The sequence below is a fragment of the Rhodopirellula baltica SH 1 genome (genome assembly GCF_000196115.1).
GTDB lineage: Bacteria > Planctomycetota > Planctomycetia > Pirellulales > Pirellulaceae > Rhodopirellula > Rhodopirellula baltica.
In genome coordinates this window covers 4,105,299-4,120,778 of sequence record NC_005027.1, presented here as the reverse complement: position 1 = coordinate 4,120,778, position 15,480 = coordinate 4,105,299, and the positions used below count along the sequence as shown (strand labels likewise).

The 15,480-nt window shown below is 55.4% G+C and carries 13 protein-coding genes; 5 read left to right on the top strand and 8 right to left on the bottom strand.

What is annotated here, in order from left to right:
- Positions 1-3 precede the first annotated feature (3 nt).
- Positions 4-1,545, top strand: a complete 1,542-nt coding sequence (locus RB_RS15665; RefSeq protein WP_164922090.1) for an NfeD family protein — start codon at positions 4-6, stop codon at positions 1,543-1,545.
- Here RB_RS15665 and RB_RS15660 read toward each other — a convergent pair.
- Together RB_RS15660 and RB_RS15655 are read right to left on the bottom strand one after the other, a co-directional pair.
- On the bottom strand, positions 1,526-2,785 hold the full coding sequence (locus tag RB_RS15660) for a hypothetical protein (protein ID WP_231845684.1): 1,260 nt from the start codon (positions 2,783-2,785) through the stop codon (positions 1,526-1,528). The genes RB_RS15665 and RB_RS15660 overlap by 20 nt on opposite strands.
- Before the next feature lie 196 nt (positions 2,786-2,981).
- A complete protein-coding gene (locus RB_RS15655) occupies positions 2,982-3,416 on the bottom strand; it encodes a hypothetical protein (protein ID WP_037226577.1) in 435 nt (144 codons plus the stop codon).
- Between the two features lie 378 nt (positions 3,417-3,794).
- Between RB_RS15655 and RB_RS15650 the strand changes: the two genes are divergently transcribed.
- Both RB_RS15650 and tsaE read left to right on the top strand, forming a co-directional pair.
- Positions 3,795-4,013, top strand: a complete 219-nt coding sequence (locus RB_RS15650; protein ID WP_007325659.1) for a hypothetical protein — start codon at positions 3,795-3,797, stop codon at positions 4,011-4,013.
- Positions 4,014-4,045: 32 nt separating this feature from the next.
- The gene (gene tsaE / locus RB_RS15645; protein WP_011121509.1) at positions 4,046-4,549 is read left to right on the top strand and encodes a tRNA (adenosine(37)-N6)-threonylcarbamoyltransferase complex ATPase subunit type 1 TsaE; all 504 of its coding nucleotides are present in this window, start codon (positions 4,046-4,048) and stop codon (positions 4,547-4,549) included.
- A 95-nt stretch (positions 4,550-4,644) separates the two neighbouring features.
- Here tsaE and hisB read toward each other — a convergent pair whose 3' ends face one another.
- From hisB to mdh, 4 genes are all read right to left on the bottom strand, one after another.
- Positions 4,645-5,253: an imidazoleglycerol-phosphate dehydratase HisB gene (gene hisB / locus RB_RS15640; protein WP_007325657.1), complete on the bottom strand. Its 609-nt coding sequence runs from the start codon at positions 5,251-5,253 to the stop codon at positions 4,645-4,647.
- Positions 5,250-6,338 carry a histidinol-phosphate transaminase gene (gene hisC, locus RB_RS15635; RefSeq protein WP_011121508.1) on the bottom strand — a complete coding sequence of 363 codons (1,089 nt, stop codon included), beginning with the start codon at positions 6,336-6,338 and terminating at the stop codon, positions 5,250-5,252. The genes hisB and hisC overlap by 4 nt, the downstream gene beginning before the upstream one ends.
- 150 nt (positions 6,339-6,488) lie before the next feature.
- Positions 6,489-7,127, bottom strand: a complete 639-nt coding sequence (locus tag RB_RS15630; RefSeq protein WP_007336533.1) for a hypothetical protein — start codon at positions 7,125-7,127, stop codon at positions 6,489-6,491.
- 199 nt (positions 7,128-7,326) lie between these two features.
- Complete coding sequence (gene mdh / locus RB_RS15625; RefSeq protein WP_007325654.1) at positions 7,327-8,274, bottom strand: malate dehydrogenase; 948 nt, start codon at positions 8,272-8,274, stop codon at positions 7,327-7,329.
- Between the two features lie 1,122 nt (positions 8,275-9,396).
- Between mdh and RB_RS15615 the strand changes: the two genes are divergently transcribed.
- Complete coding sequence (locus tag RB_RS15615) at positions 9,397-10,281, top strand: glycosyltransferase family 2 protein (protein ID WP_164922089.1); 885 nt, start codon at positions 9,397-9,399, stop codon at positions 10,279-10,281.
- Between the two features lie 459 nt (positions 10,282-10,740).
- Positions 10,741-12,177 carry a hypothetical protein gene (locus RB_RS15605; protein WP_011121497.1) on the top strand — a complete coding sequence of 479 codons (1,437 nt, stop codon included), beginning with the start codon at positions 10,741-10,743 and terminating at the stop codon, positions 12,175-12,177.
- A gap of 13 nt (positions 12,178-12,190) precedes the next feature.
- Here the strand turns inward: RB_RS15605 and RB_RS15600 are convergent, their stop codons facing one another.
- Positions 12,191-14,512, bottom strand: a complete 2,322-nt coding sequence (locus RB_RS15600; protein WP_011121496.1) for an ABC transporter permease subunit/CPBP intramembrane protease — start codon at positions 14,510-14,512, stop codon at positions 12,191-12,193.
- Complete coding sequence (locus tag RB_RS15595; protein ID WP_007325646.1) at positions 14,509-15,330, bottom strand: ATP-binding cassette domain-containing protein; 822 nt, start codon at positions 15,328-15,330, stop codon at positions 14,509-14,511. The genes RB_RS15600 and RB_RS15595 overlap by 4 nt, the downstream gene beginning before the upstream one ends.
- Positions 15,331-15,480: the final 150 nt, after the last annotated feature.

Sequence of the window (15,480 nt, the reverse complement as noted above, 5' to 3'; positions counted from 1 at the left end):
ACGATGACCACAACGAAATCAAACGCAATGCTCGGGGCCTCCGGCACTGATCCGATCGCAATGATGAGGTCGGTATTCGCCTTCGTTGTGGTGGCGGTCGCATTCACTCAGTGCGTGCCGGCAATTGCGCAGTCGGATGTTGGATCAGGAAAGCGTCGTGGCGTGCTGATTGAGTTCAAAGAGGACATCAATCCATTGAGCGGTGCGTTGTTGAAACGCAAGTTCGAAGCCGCCGTTGAGTCAGACGCCGATGTGATCATCCTTGATATTCAATCGCCGGGTGGGTTTACCTCGGTGACCTTTGAGTTGATGGACATGGTGTTGGAGGCCAAGGATGTCGAAACGGTGGCTTATATCGAAAAGGATGCCATCAGCGGTGCCGCTTTGCTTGCGTTGTCAACCGACACAATTTTGATGCGACCTGATGCGCGGATGGGTGACGCGGGTGAAATCGTCATGGGAGAAGACGGGGCGTTTCGATACACACCGGCGAAGAGTCGCAGTGTGTTAGCTCAAAAAGTTCGCGACACAGCCGAAGCCACTGGACGCCCGCTCGCTTTGGCGGAGAAGATGACGGACAAGGACATGGTTGTTTACCAGGCGACCAACAAAGAATCGGGCGAGAAGCGTTATCTGTCCGACAAGGACTTGGCGTCACGAGAGGATGCCGATCAATGGGAACTGAGCCCACCTATCCGTGAGGCTGGCAAAGAGATGTTCTTCACGGTCAACGGTCGACGAGGAGTCGAACTGGGGATGGTTGATCAAACCATCGAGAGCCGAGATGACTTGGCGAAGGTGCTGAATCTACAAGAGCCAATTGTCGAGATGGAGCGAAGTTGGACGGACACGTTGGTGTTCTTGCTCAACAGTCAGTTTGTCACGTTCTTGCTGCTGTTGATTGGGTTGGTTGCACTCGCGATTGAGTTGTCTGCGCCGGGCATTGGCATTGGTGGTTTGACCAGTGTGCTGTGTTTTGGGTTGTTCTTCTGGGCCCGTTTCCTGGGAGGGACATCGGGATGGTTGGAAGTGGTTTTGTTTCTGATGGGGATTCTTTTCATCGCGGCAGAGGTCTTTGTGATCCCCGGTTTCGGCGTTGCCGGGATCAGTGGATTGGCACTGTCGCTGGGCGCATTGGTGATGGCCTCACGACGATTTGCATTGCCTGAAAACGAAATCCAGTGGACCTCGCTGGCGACCGACATGATGACGGTGATGGGAGCGTTCCTCGGATTTTTGGTTTGTTTGGCCGTCATGGCGAAGTATCTCGGGGACATACCCGGTTTGAGCCGATTGACCTTGCGCCCACAAGTCATGGTGGCCGCCGATGGTGGTGCCAGCGCGACGCTTGTCAGCGGACCGGCATGGCAGCGAGTTGAAGTCGGTGATACGGGATCGGCGATGTCACCTCTGCGACCGAGCGGCAAGGTGCAGTTCGGCGATGATGCTGTCGATGTCGTCACCGAGGGAGACTACATCGATCCGGGAACCGAGGTTCGCGTGGTCGGCAAGCAAGGAGCCCGAGTCACGGTTCGGAAAGTTTGAGTCCGGAGGAAGGTTCGTTTTCAGTGCGAGTCGGCGACCATTTCTCGTAGGTGCTTGAGACCCAACTCGAAAGCAAAAACCAAGGGATCAATGCCGCCAGCCAGGTCGATGTGATCTGATTCGATGTCATTCGGGAAGCGAGCAACAGCAATCCGATCGCCACCGCTGCTTCGATCACTGGTTTGACCACGCCCTTGATCAGCAAGATGGTTTCATTGCGAATGCTCTGCGGCAGAATCGCATAGGCCGAGGTCATGCCTGGGTCATACAGCGAACGCTTCAGCACAGTCAGTCCCTGTCCAAGTGTGAACAGCAGAATCAAAACTGCCTGGGATTGATTGATCAACGCAATGAGACCGAGGACGCTGAGTAGCAGCGGGTAGGCACAAAGCGGCATTCCAATACCGAATCGGTCGAGCAGTTTGGTCGCGACGGTGAACTGCACCAAGACAATCAAAATGTCGTTGATGGCATAGAATCCGGCAAAGTAAGTCAGTAGTTGTGCTTCGGCGAGCAAGTGATCGCCGGCGATGACTTTCCATTGATAGTCGACCATCGTGACTGCGACAACGTTGAATGCGATCAAGCTGACCAAACCGTATCGGTAGCGATAAGCTGATGGGCTGGACGGGATGTGTCTGATCGAGCGAATCCCGTTTTGATCAATTTGCTTTGTTTGATTGATTTGAGAGTGCGGATCGATCTCCGATGGGGCTTTCATCGCAGGGGTCTTTGGGAGCCATCGCAGCAAAACAATTGTTGCAGCGTCCAACCCGATGATGATCTTCAGCCACGTTGTGTCTTCAAGTGTGGAGGCTCCGAATCCCATCGCCGCTCCCATCGCGATTCCGGCGATCGGAGCACCGGCGGCCACCAGCACAAACGGCCGTTTGGAAGTTGACGAAGCAAACGCATTGTTGACCAGCGTTGTGGCGTAGATCGTGTTGACGCAGCCCCTCACCTCCGCGATCACGTACAAAGCACCCAGCAACACAATCGAGTGATGCTCGACCGAAATCATCGCGGTCAACCACGCGGTGATGGACGCCAAACCAATCCAGCTGCCGAAGACGCTGTAGCGAGCCGGGAAGCGTTGGTTGACCAAATGAGTGAGGGCGGAGACAGCAATCACGGTGACAGCGGATGCTGCAAGTGCGACCGGCAACGCATCGGATCCCATCCGCGCGATGAACAGGCTGACACCCAACGCTCTGGCAACCGAATAGGTTGCCGAGGTCAAGAAGGTGAACCCGATCAGGGGGATCAATGTTGGGCGAGGCGGATTCAAAACGGCAGAGAGCCTCGGTGAGCTGGCCTCGATGAGCTGGAACGGGTGTATCTATATTAATCGCCCGTCCAGTTCTCGTTGAGCCCGTTCGCTTCGGCGGGCATTCATTCAACGTCCGCGAAGTCAAATGGCTCGTCTGCTCTCGCAATCAGCGATTGTGATAGTACGCCGGAACGTAGTAAATGATTCGATTGCGGTATTGGTTTTGGCCGAAGTTGCTGTCCCAAGCTGGACGCAGATTCGGGTTGCTTGCCCAGTAGGAAGCTTCCAGGCGAGCTTGACGTTGACGCGATGCTTCCAAAGCTCGAGCTTGACGCAGCTGCATCGCCATCGAAGGCATTTGTTCTGCAGTCGAGCCAGGTGCGTGAACGAGTTTTCGATCCGATGGGCTGTTCACGGGATCGGATTCTGCATCAGCAACCGCGGGCGTCATTGGCGGCAATGCCAATCGCTCGGCGTTCCGTTGCGGTGTGTCTCGTTGCGGCGATGCCGAAAAGAGATCGTCCAATCCCTGTGCCGAAGCAGCTGGGGCCAAGGTTGCACCGATCAACAAAGCAAACAGAAATGGGACGGTCGATTTCATAGGTAAACCCCGGCGAATGGACTGATTTCGGTGGTGGTATCGTCCTGCGATTGATGCCGTCTGACCGGGGATCGGGCAAATCCCACCAGATTGGACGGCCGCCGCGCGGCTCGAGCCGATTTTGATTGACCGAACGGACACGGTGTTTTGCACTGAGAAAACAGTCGTGACAGCTGGATCCATCGATGATTTTGGGTAGGAAATTAGGTTTAGGCGGGTTGCAAGGGTTGGCTGATCGCCACGAATCATCTCTTACGATGGATTCTTGCAACGACAGGGTGCATTTTATGAACGTTTTGCTAATCTAGAGGTTGGAAACCGAATTCGGGTTGCCGAATCGATATCAAGTAGTCCCACCTTCTTCCTTCCCGAGTCACCATGATTCAACAAACTCTTCGTTGCGTATTCGCACTTGCATTGCTGGCCACGACCGTTGGTTGCCCACCGCCAGCTCCACCAGCTGATGTGGATGTCGACACCGACGCCGCTCCAGTTGTCACCGACAACGCTACCGGCGCAGCTGAAATGCCTTCGGACAATGTGACCGGCACTGCGGAAACTCCCGAAGCAGAAACTCCAGAAACAGAAGCTCCCTGAGTTTCTGGTTCACCAGAATCGAAACCTGAGGATTGAATTTGGTCACACTCGACCAAGTTGATTTGAAAACACTCGCTCGGCTCGCGGACGCTTTTGTTCGCGAGCCGATTGCGTTCCCGGTCTGCTTTGCCGTTACCGGAACACTTGGGGCTGGCAAGACGCGATGGACACAAGAGCTCGCCAGAGCCATGGGGCTGAACTCGTCCGAAGTGACCAGTCCCACCTTCACTTTGCTTCGAACCTACCACGCGGAAGAACACACGTTGCATCATGTGGATGCGTATCGCGTTGGTGATGAAGACGAATGGTGGGAGCTGGGATTGGAAGAGTGTTACCAAGAGCCCGGTGCATGGACCGTCGTCGAATGGGCGGACCGTTTTGCTGATGCGATGCCGCCCGAAGCGGTTTGGATGCAGATCGAAATTCTCGCTGACTCACCCGATGCTGGGACTCGCGAGATTCAACTCCATTGTGCTGATCCAGAGCGTTGGCAATGGGTCCAGCATGTTCTGAAGCGTCTTCAAGCAGCTTCATAAACAACGCAGCAAGCTGTTGGAGCATTCATGCATGTATTGCAATGAAATGATCATCGCATCGAGCTTGTTGCTGCCGTGCGATTTGCGGCGATGACCTACAGCACACCTTTGGTGCTTGGAATCGCATCACTGCGTGGATCGCTTTCAACGGCCATGCGGATCGCCCTCGCGGTGGCTTTGAAGACGCATTCGCTGATGTGGTGCCCGTTGCTGCCGTGATGCAATAGAACGTGCAGATTGCACTTTGCATTGACGGCGAACGATTGCCAAAAGTGTTCCACCAGTTCGCTATCGAACGTCCCGATCTTGGATGCCGCGATGGGAGCGTTGTATTCAAACGCATAGCGTCCGCCCATGTCGACGGCCGACGTGACCAGACACTCATCCATCGGCAACGTGAAGTGACCGTAGCGACGAACACCTGCGCGATCACCGAGAGCCCGATCGACGGCAGTGCCCAAAGCGATGCCGATGTCTTCGGCCGTGTGGTGATCGTCGACGTGCAAGTCGCCTTTGGCTTCCACGGTCAGGTCAATCAGGGCATGCTTTGCCAGCAGGTCCAGCATGTGGTCGAGGAATCCAATTCCCGAGTCGCGTTTACCTGCGCCACTGCCATCCAGGTTGACCGACAGCTTGATATCCGTCTCGCCGGTTTTGCGTTCGAGGCTGACTTCACGTGACGAGTTAGAATTGGAAGAGGTCATGTTGAGTCCGCTCGAGCGGGAAGGGAAATGTTGAGTGACTGCATCGCACGTTCGATCATCAGCATGCAAGCATCGATTTGGTCATCTGTACCGACGCTGATCCGCAATCCGTCGCCCCAATCCGGAAAGTCCATGTATCGGATCAGGATCTGGCTTTGTTTGAGGTACTGGTGAATTTCCGCGTGTTTTCCTTCGGGGTGACGGCACCACACGAAATTTGCATGCGATGGTGTCACGTCGAACCCGAGTGCTCGCAAGCGATCGGTCGTTCGATCGCGGGTGACGTTCATCTTGGCGACGACATCGGCCAGCCATTCTTGGCAGCCCATCGCAGCGGTTGCGGCGGCGATCGAAATCGCATCACAGTTGTAGCTGTCCTTGATTTTCGTCAGCTCAGCGATCACATGTGGCTGTGCGACCAAAAAGCCGAAGCGAATGCCAGCCAGTCCGTATGACTTGCTGAGCGTTCGAGTGACGAAGATGTTTTCGTCGGATTGAACCAGGTCGAGACAGTTTTCTTCGGCGAAGTCCGCGTAGGCTTCATCGACGACCAATGGGCAGTTCAGTGAATTGGAAAGTTCAGCGATCTGAGGCTTGGAAACGATCGTTCCGCTGGGGCTGTTCGGGTTGGGGAGCAGTACCAGTTTTAGATCCTCTCGATTTTCGCCAAACGATTGCGGCAGTTCCCAAGGATCGTTGAAGGGAACTTGTTCCCAATTCGCACCTTGGATGTCAGCCAAAGTTCGATACAGGATGTAGCTGGGGTAAGGCAGACGCAGCGATTCTCCCTCGCCCACAAAACCGCGAACGAGCAGCGTCAGGATTTCGTCGCTGCCGTTGCCGGCAAGAACCCATTCCGGTCCGGGCAATCCCAGAGCGTTCGCGGCGGCTCTTCGGAAAGAAGTTGCCATCGGGTCGGGATAGCGATTCAGCGGTCCGGTCGCGGCGGATTGGATCGCGGAAACGACCGGAGCCGGAGGCGGGTAGGGATTCTCGTTCGTGTTGAGCTTGATGAATTTGCCCGGCGGAGGTTGTTCCCCCGGAACGTACGGTTTCATCTTGGAAAGCGCGGGACGGTATTGCAACGAATCAACTCGAAGAAGAATGTCAGAAGGGCCGACGATAAGCGAACATTGTAGTCATTTCACGACAACATCCCATTCCGGGCGAAGCCGAAATGGGATGTTGGGTTGGACGTCGTGGAGTTTGATTGACCGCGAACGAGGCCTCGAGGTTCACCGGTTCGGAAAGAACGGTTGATTGAACGATGGCGAGCTGACAGCCGCGGGGCGTTGTGCGCCAGATGGACGAGTGCTTGGGGTGTTCGGCGGATTCGTTGAGGGAGGCGGAAGAGCATCCTTCTTTTGGACGTCGCTGAGGTTCCAGCGTTTTCCGTTCAGGCCATCGGAGGGATTCCAGCTGAGGCCGGGAACGAACATCAGCGAGGCGATGCTGGGACCATTGATCGACGCGGTGCCCCATTCGGTTTCGACCGTGATGAGTTTGACGTCCGTCGCTCCGGTGATCGAATCGCCATTGAGCATCACGACGGTGGTCGTTGCGTCGTTGGCGGAGGCAAAACGGATGCCGGCAACTTCGGAAAGTGGGATGCTGGCGGTGCCGAAGGAGGTCTGCATTTGCAGCTGGGTTGTGTCGGTCAGCGTGCCTTCGATTTTCGAATCGTTGACCAACCCAACCGTTACGCTGAGCGGCCGCGCCTTGGAAGACACACCCGCATCCTGGACCGGAGCTGCCTTGGTCGGTTCGGCTTTGGCAGGAGATGCCTTGGGGAGTTCCTCGTCTTGGGCATGGGCCGAAACGGAAACCACTGCCAACGCGGCGGCCATCAAAAGGTGAAAACAACTGCGTTTCATCGGGATAACTCCGAGAAGATTTGAGCGTAAAGGAGCCCGCTCCCTCCACGGGTGCGGGCCAATCTAGGTTAACCGATCAGCGGAAGGATAGAAGGCAGTCCGCCAGTCAAAACTGGCGGATTGGTCCGTTGATGATCGCCAAATCAGCCCATCTGGTGCGACCCGCCTGAACGCTTCAGTTGCATTCAGTATGGCGAAATCACTCCGCGAGCAGCCCGTCCATGGTCGAAACGAGCGATTTGACCGCGTCGACGCTGTTCTGGAACGCCTTGGTTTCTTCGTCGGTCAGCGACAATTCGATGATGCGTTCTACACCGCCGCTGCCCAGGACAACAGGGACGCCGACGTAGTAACCGCCGACGCCGTATTCGGAATCGCAGTATGCGGCGACAGGGATGACTCGCTTTTTGTCTTTGACGATCGCTTCGACCATTTGGGCACAAGCCGCAGCGGGAGCATAGTAAGCGCTGCCGGTCTTCAGCAGCGAAACGATTTCGGCTCCGCCCTTGCGAGTCCGGTCAACGATTTCGTCCAAGCGTTCCTTGGAGATCAGTTGGGTGACAGGGATGCCGCCAACGCTGGTGCAGCTTGGGACAGGCACCATCGTGTCGCCGTGTCCGCCCATCAACAAAGCGCTGATGTCTTCGACACTGACGCCCAATTCCATTGCCAGGAATGTGCGGTAGCGAGCGGTGTCCAAAACGCCGGCTTGGCCGATGACTTTGGCAGGTTCGAAGCCGGTGACTTTGAACATCTGCTGAACCATCGCGTCGAGCGGATTGCTGACAACAATGATCACAGCGTTAGGGCTGGTGGCTTTGATTTCTTCCGCAACGCTGGTCACAATTTTCGCGTTGGTGGCCAGCAAGTCGTCGCGGCTCATGCCAGGTTTGCGTGGCAATCCAGCGGTGACGACGATCACATCACTGTCGGCCGTGTCGGCGTAGTCGGTGGTACCGACGATGTTCGAGTCAAACCCCATGATTGGCGAGGCTTGCATTAGGTCCAGTGCCTTGCCGCGAGGCATGTCTTCGGTTCGGGGAATGTCCAGCAGGACAACATCGCCGAGTTCTGCGGCCGCACACCAGTGAGCACAGGTGGCACCAACATTTCCGGCTCCGACAATGGTGATCTTTGCGCGACGCATGGGGACTCTTGGGGGTAAAGGAGAGCAGGGACGGGCGGGTGAATTGTCCGCTTATGGTGGCATCCATCGACGAAGCGTCAAGAGGGCGCGGGTGCGACGTTTGTGACCAGTCACGCGGGTGATTTGGCACCGCCAGGAACGTTTCGGTGGCCGCGATCTGCGGGTGCCCGTGATCTGCGCCGGGTTGTTCCGTGTTGTTCCGGGGTGGAGTGTCCGAGGGGGCGATCGTGTGGGCGCGATCGTTCGCGAGCGACGAGAGAGAGTCGCGGTCGCGAAAGGTGGCGAGAAGAAAAAAACGAAGCCAGTATTGCATCATGCAAGACTGGCTTCGCTCTGTTACCAATTCAAATTGTTACCCGACGCGAACAGTCCTTGTCGGCGACCGGAATTCAAGTTCATCAATGCACCTTGATTGCGTGAGAGAAATCAAGAAGCACCGTTGGGCAACATGAATGAAGGGAGTGACGTCCGTGTCAATCGAAGCGATGAAGCTAAGATGTGGAGTCCAAACCGTCTCCCGTGAATCGTTCACAATCGTTGTGACGAACAAAAAAATGGCGAGGCCCTTCGCCATGATTCAGTCAATGGAACATAGCCGAGTCAATTAAATGACGTCGGACGGCGGCCCCGCTTGCCAAGGGGATACGTCGAAGAAAGTGTGAGGCGATCGGTGCTTGACAGACTGTAGAGGAACTCTGGCAAACCGCATCGAACACACTCCGTGAGAAGAGACAAATCATCGACCACAATCGGTTGAACAGAACGTCCAATGCAACCGCCTCACAAGCGTGGTGAGGGGATCGAAGATGTGTGGGTCAAGCGAGCGAAAATTTGGCGTGGTGAACCATCAATGTCAACAACAAAGTCATCAAAAAATCATTCGCGTTGACCGGTCGATTGATTTGACATTGGAAATTGCGACTCGTTCGAGTGAAGTTTTTTTTGTTGACCAACTTCGGAAGCAACTCACCGCCGTTCGTGAATGCGACGTCGCAACATCGACGATGCGAAGTGTCGTATGATGTGCGTTAACAGGTTTCCTTTTCTTTGTTGCGGACAGAGTTGTTCCATGGAACAACACGACGATGTCTCGTCATTGCCGCAACACCCGGTGTACGCAACGTGAACGAATTGAACGCGTCTTCCGATGTTGTGTCGGACGAATCTCAAACGCATTCGGATCCCGCATCATCGGGCGTCGATTCAGCCATTGATCCGGGTTACTGGTTCAGCGACGAGTACGTCACGCGAATGCAGCAGACGATTGGTCCGGATGCGTGTCGTGCACTTTCGATCTATCCACTGCCAAAAGCGTTTTGTTTGTCAGTGATTGTGCCGGTCTACAACGAGTGTTCGACCGTCCAATCAGTGCTCAATACGCTACGCAACACGGGACTGCCGATGCAGATCATCGTGGTCGATGACGGATCAAACGATGGATCAGGGGAAGCCCTTAAAAAGTTTCAGGATGAACATCAGGTCACATTGATTCGCCATCCCAAAAATCGCGGCAAGGGTGCGGCTATACGCACCGCCATCGAAGTCGCACAGGGCGACGTCATTGTCATTCAAGATGCCGATAGCGAGTACGATCCAGGTGACTTTCGCGTGATGCTGCAACCGCTTTTGGCGGGCGAAGCGGACGTGGTTTACGGTACTCGATATGGCCATTGCGATCGTCAGGTTTCTCCGTGGTGGCACCAAGCCGTCAACGGCTTTTTGTCTTGGTTGGCCAGCGTTGCGATTGGTCCACGATTGAGTGACGTGGAGACGTGCTACAAGATGGCTCGCCGCGAAGATTTCTTGGACATTTTGCCGAAGCTGAAAGAAAACCGGTTCGGTATCGAGATCGAACTGACTGCGCGTTGGGCTCGGAAGAATTTGCGTTTCACAGAACGGCCCATTCGTTACCACCATCGTTGGTACGACGAAGGCAAGAAGATCGGCTGGCGTGACGGTGTCGCCGCACTCGGGTGCATCTTCCGCTACGGATTGCTTCGCCGTTGAGCATCATCTTTGAATGAGCCCAACGTCTGATCGCGATTCGCCGTTTCTCCATGATTCGTCGTGTGTTGGCACATGGTCGCATCGGGATGCATTACCCGACGGCGAGGGTTATCCCGCAGTTTGTTTGATATTTGATGGCTGAGCGGGCGAGCTCGAATGAGCTATCAAGTTTCACGCTGATCGGTTTCACGTTGCTTCTGCCGCCAATGTCGAGTTTCACGGTGGTTGAGCATTGCGAAATCGTTCATTGAGCCGATGAATTCAAGCCTGTTTCGATCTGTTCTTTTGCGGGATGAGTTGAGTATGGTCGCAATCGTGAAACGGAGACTCGACGAGGTCTCAAATGCCAATTGCAAATTTGTCGTCTGCGGACACCAACCACGGTTGGCGACGCACACAACGCCTCGTTGAGAAAACGTTTTCGTCAGCCCAACACATGCAGTGCGAAGGATTCGCTGAATGCACGAACGGACGATGCGAGCCGTGGCTCGAGGTTTGTTCGTTGCCTGCTGCGCGGGTCCGACCTGTGTGACGATGCTCATCATCCTGGTGATGTGGTCGCCGTGGTATCACCGTCGTTGTGTTCTCGCGACGGAAGCGGCTTTGGCGTTGCAGACTGGATTGGACGTGCGCATCGGTTCGTTGGAACGCGTCAACCCGACGACGTGGCAGTTGGGCGATGTGCAATTGCGAGACAACGAGACAAAGCAATCAATTGGGCGTGTGCGAATCGTTTCATGGGTGCGAGAAGACAATCGAACCATCGTGCGTTTGAGCCAGCCCGAAATTCGAGCTGAGTACCTCGGCGACGTTTGGGATTTGGTTCATGACCGGTTCCTGTGCCGACCAGAACACACATTGAATCCGATTCGTTTGGCGGCTGATGACCTGACCATTCAGTCAGCTCATTCGCAGATCACCATTCGTGATTTGGATGGGACGATTCTGCCGGATGAAAAGCAAGTCACCGCCATGCTGAGTTGCATGTTGGCCGGTGAGCGTCCTGACATCGAGCCGATGGAAATTGAAATCACGCGGCGCCGCGATGAAGGATTGCCTCGCACAACGGTCTCGTTGCGGACCGGCGAGCTCAACGCCCCGCTTGCGTGGCTGGCTGGCTATCACACCGCGTTTGAAAAACTGGGTGGTGATGCGACGTTTCATGGCGCAGCAAAGCTCACTCAGGTGCCGAGCCGAGATCGTGGCGGGAACGCTGGCTTGGATTGGATGTTGGATCTCAGTAGCGCACGGATCGAAAACATCGATCTGGCGAGGATGACGGAATTCTTGCCTCATCGTTTGGCCGGCAAAGCATCCCTGCAATTGAATCGTTGCCAAATCGTACCGGGAGGCGTGGTCGATGTGGATGGTGTGATACAGGTTGCTGGCGGTTGGATCTCCGCTTCGTTGTTACCGCGATTGGCGGAAGACTTGGGATGCGAATTGACCGCCACGGTTCCGGAGGATTTCCAGTTTGACTTGATCGCCATCGACTTTGATTTGTATGACGGCAAACTCGCGATGGAAGGTTTGTGCAACGGGCAACGCGGATTTGAAAAGATGCCGCCGGGAACCATGTTGTGCGCTGGAGGTCAGCCGGTTGTGGTAACCGGCCCACAACAGATCGCCGCGACGCAGTTGATGCGTCTGTTTGCGGCACCGCACAGCGTATCGGTTCCTGTGTCGGGGCAAACGCTGGAGATGCTTTGGTTGTTGCAGCCGCCTCGCGGTCCGCTGACGTTGAACGATTCCGTCGGTGGCATTCCGAGTTTGCCTCGTTTCGATGAAGCGGGACATCCCGTGAATGAAAATCCGCCTCGGATCTCAGGTCGTATCAGTGGGTTTCAATCCGCTCCCGCACCAAACGGCACGCCACCACAGCGTGCGTATTGGTAATCAATGATGCCGGTCATTGTGTTGCCGGTGTCAAACGTTTCAACGATGGGTCAGTTGCATTGCCACCGAGGATCACGCGATCGGCCAGTGCGTCGTTGCTGTTGATCGAATCCACGTCTTGCGTGATCCGATAGATCCCACCCAGGCAAGCCGCCGACACGATGAAACAACATGCGGTCCAGTAAGGATGGTACGCCGGTCCATTGGCGGTGTTCAGAATCAGTTCGTTCAAAACCGGCAGATCCAGTTCCGCGACGCGTTGAAGTGAGACTGATAGTGCGTTGTTGGAAAAGTGAATCGCAATGCCTGGCAAAACGCTTCCGGTTCGAAGAGCGATCCAACCGAGCAGCAAACCCATGAAGGTTGCCGAGATCGATTGTTGAAGCACGCCGTGCGAGATACCAAACATGATCGCGGTGACCAACACGGCTCGCAGTGGATGGCCGCCACGAACGAGTCCGCCAAAGATGAATCCGCGGAAAGTAATCTCTTCGCAAATCGCCGGGACAAACGCCATCAGCAAAATCACGGATGTCCCTGGGGCCGATGCAATTTGTTGCGTGAACGGAAGCATTGCCTCGGCGGCTTGATCGCTAAGTGGATACATCGTGCTGATCCATCCGGCCAGCTGGATGTACAGCGGATGAAGCATGACGCAAAGCACGCCGATGACTGGCCAAGTTCGCCAGCTAGGTAGGCTGAGTCGCAAACTGGTGCGGAGCGACGTAGTCAGCATGATCGACATCAATAAGGTTGGTGCCAAGATCAATCCAAGTTGTGGGATCAGGACCAGCGTTGCGATGCCAGCAAATGTGGTCGGCATCTCGGTCACGGCTAGTTTGCCGAAGAACAAACCAACCAAGACCACGGCACCGCAGCCAAAAGCGACGGTGGGTGTGGCCGCCAATTGACGGTCGCGCCAAAGGTGTCGGAACCACGCACCCAGTTCCCATTGGTCGCCATCGCCGAACAGAACCGACTCGGATTCGAATTGTCGTCGCGCCCATTGGACAGCCATCCACAAACAGATGCCGGTGACCAACGCAACCGTTGGAACATAGGTCAATGCTTCGAACATGTGTCCTTCGACCAATGTTCGAACCAGCAAGAACATGCCGGTGACTGGGATCAGGCTGGTGCCAAGACTCAAGGTGGTTCCCGGCAACATGGGAAGCAGCACGAGCGGCAACGTGAGCATCATCAAAGGCATCAAGTAATACTGCCCTTCTTTGCTGCTGCGAGCCATCGCGGCGACCGCGAGAGCCAATGCACTGAACAATGCGGATAAAGGAATGAGAGCAACGAAGAGCCAAAGCATTGGAATCAACGGTGGCGTTCCCATCGATCCACCAGCGGGGCCGATCGCGATTTGATTGAAGACGAACGTGCTGGTGACCAACATCGAACAGGCGTTCAAGATTGCGGTCATCATGCTGAACGACATGACAGCACCGAGCTTGCCCCAAACGATTTCGCTTCGCAGAGTGGGACTGCAGAGCAGTGTTTCTAAGGTGCCGCGTTCTTTCTCGCCTGCGACCAAATCGATCGCGGGATAAAACGCGCCGGTCATCGCCCAAATCAACATGATGAACGGAAGGAGTTTGCTCCAGAAAGCGGCTTCACGAGTGCGTTCAGGTGCGATGTCGACATCACGGACTTGAAACGGGTCCAGGACAGACAGTTCCATTCCCGCCGAAGACAATCGATTGCGAACCCAGGTTCCTCGCCAGCGATTCAGGATCGATGCCATGCGTTCTCGGGCAACCAAGGATTGATCGGAAGCAACGTTGTAGAAGAGTCCAATAGTGCCTTGTTCATTTGGGTGCATCGGGTTGGCGCCCGACAGCGGCGTCTCGAAGCAGATCACACAGTCGTAGATGCCATCGCGAACCCACGTTTCACTTCGCTGGCTGAGGTCACCGGTGCGTTCGAGTTCGCTGGTTCGATACGTCGTCACGTTTACGTTGCGAACATCTTCGGACACGGCATCGGCGAATCGATATTCGGGCAATGCCTTCGTCGGTGCGTCCGACTCCTCTTCAATCTCTTTCTCAACGAGCAGCGGAGGGATGTCTCCAGTCGCTGCCGACTGAACATGTTCCATCCCGATCACACACACCGAGATCGGATGCTGTTGAGTGAACTGAGCGATCTGAAGGAGCAGCATCCCAACGATTGGATACAGCAGAATTGGAAGGACGATGATCGTGAACAATGTTCGACGGTCTCGCAGTTGATCTCGCATCTCGCGTGCGTAGATCAGTCCAATGGTTTCCAGTCGCGGTCGGTTGACTCGCGCGGCGCGTTCTCGTTTTTGTTTGGATGATTCGCTCATTGAACAACCTCCGTGGTGGCGAGCGTTTCAGTTGGTGGTTGATAGTTGCCCGATGCCAGGTTTTGTTCGTTGGTTTCCGCTGTTTCGTGTTCGCTGAGCAGTGAGAAGAACAGCTCTTCGAAGTTTTCTTCTTCGTGGCGGTCCACCAGTTCGTTCAGGGTGCCGGAGTCCAGGATTCGACCGCGGTGCATGATCGCGATTCGGTCGCACAACCGTTCCACCTCACTCATGATGTGAGTGGAGAAGATCAGGCACTTGCCCGCTTCACGCAATTCGCGAATCACTTCGAGCAGGTTGCGGGCGACCAGCACGTCGAGTCCAAGAGTTGCTTCGTCAAAGATCAGCACCGGCGGGTCATGCACCAGGGCTCGTGCGATGGATACTTTTTGCTGCATGCCGGTCGACATTTTGCTGCCCGGCACGTCACGGAATTCGTTCATGCGAAGCTGGCTGAATAGCTTTTCGAGGCGATCGTTCAGTTCGTCACGCTGCATGCCATGAAGTCGACCGAAGTAGCCCACCATTTCCCAGGCGGTCATTCGGTCGTAGATCGCGGTGTTGTTGCTGACGAATCCGATGCGGCGACGAACTTCGGCGGGTTCGTGTGAGACGTCGTAGCCATCGATCGTTGCAATGCCCGAACTGGGACGCAGCACCGTCGACAAAATTCTCAATACGGTTGTCTTGCCGGCACCGTTGGGGCCAAGCAGTCCAAAGATTTCCCCGGGTTGGACACAAAACGAGATGTGGTCAACGGCCAAGAAACGTCCCCGGCGAAGATCTTCGTAGGCCTTCGTCAGGTGTTGGACATGAATCATGAGGTATCAGCCAGTCGCGGTTGCAAACGATCAATCGGAGGTCCGCGCACAGTTCATGCGGGTTCCTTTGGGAACCGTAACTCTCAGCTTTGCGCGAGGCGACGTTCCAGTGGTCGATTGCGTGCTGCAGAAGTCAAACCGATGACGCGA

Bases quoted from the DNA above. Each gene is read 5' to 3' on its own strand.
- RB_RS15665 (WP_164922090.1), top strand. From the start codon at position 4: ATGACCACAACGAAATCAAACGCAATGCTCGGGGCCTCCGGCACTGAT.
- RB_RS15655 (WP_037226577.1), bottom strand. From the start codon at position 3,416: ATGAAATCGACCGTCCCATTTCTGTTTGCTTTGTTGATCGGTGCAACC.
- RB_RS15650 (WP_007325659.1), top strand. From the start codon at position 3,795: ATGATTCAACAAACTCTTCGTTGCGTATTCGCACTTGCATTGCTGGCC.
- hisB (WP_007325657.1), bottom strand. From the start codon at position 5,253: ATGACCTCTTCCAATTCTAACTCGTCACGTGAAGTCAGCCTCGAACGC.
- RB_RS15630 (WP_007336533.1), bottom strand. From the start codon at position 7,127: ATGAAACGCAGTTGTTTTCACCTTTTGATGGCCGCCGCGTTGGCAGTG.
- mdh (WP_007325654.1), bottom strand. From the start codon at position 8,274: ATGCGTCGCGCAAAGATCACCATTGTCGGAGCCGGAAATGTTGGTGCC.
- RB_RS15605 (WP_011121497.1), top strand. From the start codon at position 10,741: ATGCACGAACGGACGATGCGAGCCGTGGCTCGAGGTTTGTTCGTTGCC.
- RB_RS15600 (WP_011121496.1), bottom strand. From the start codon at position 14,512: ATGAGCGAATCATCCAAACAAAAACGAGAACGCGCCGCGCGAGTCAAC.
- RB_RS15595 (WP_007325646.1), bottom strand. From the start codon at position 15,330: ATGATTCATGTCCAACACCTGACGAAGGCCTACGAAGATCTTCGCCGG.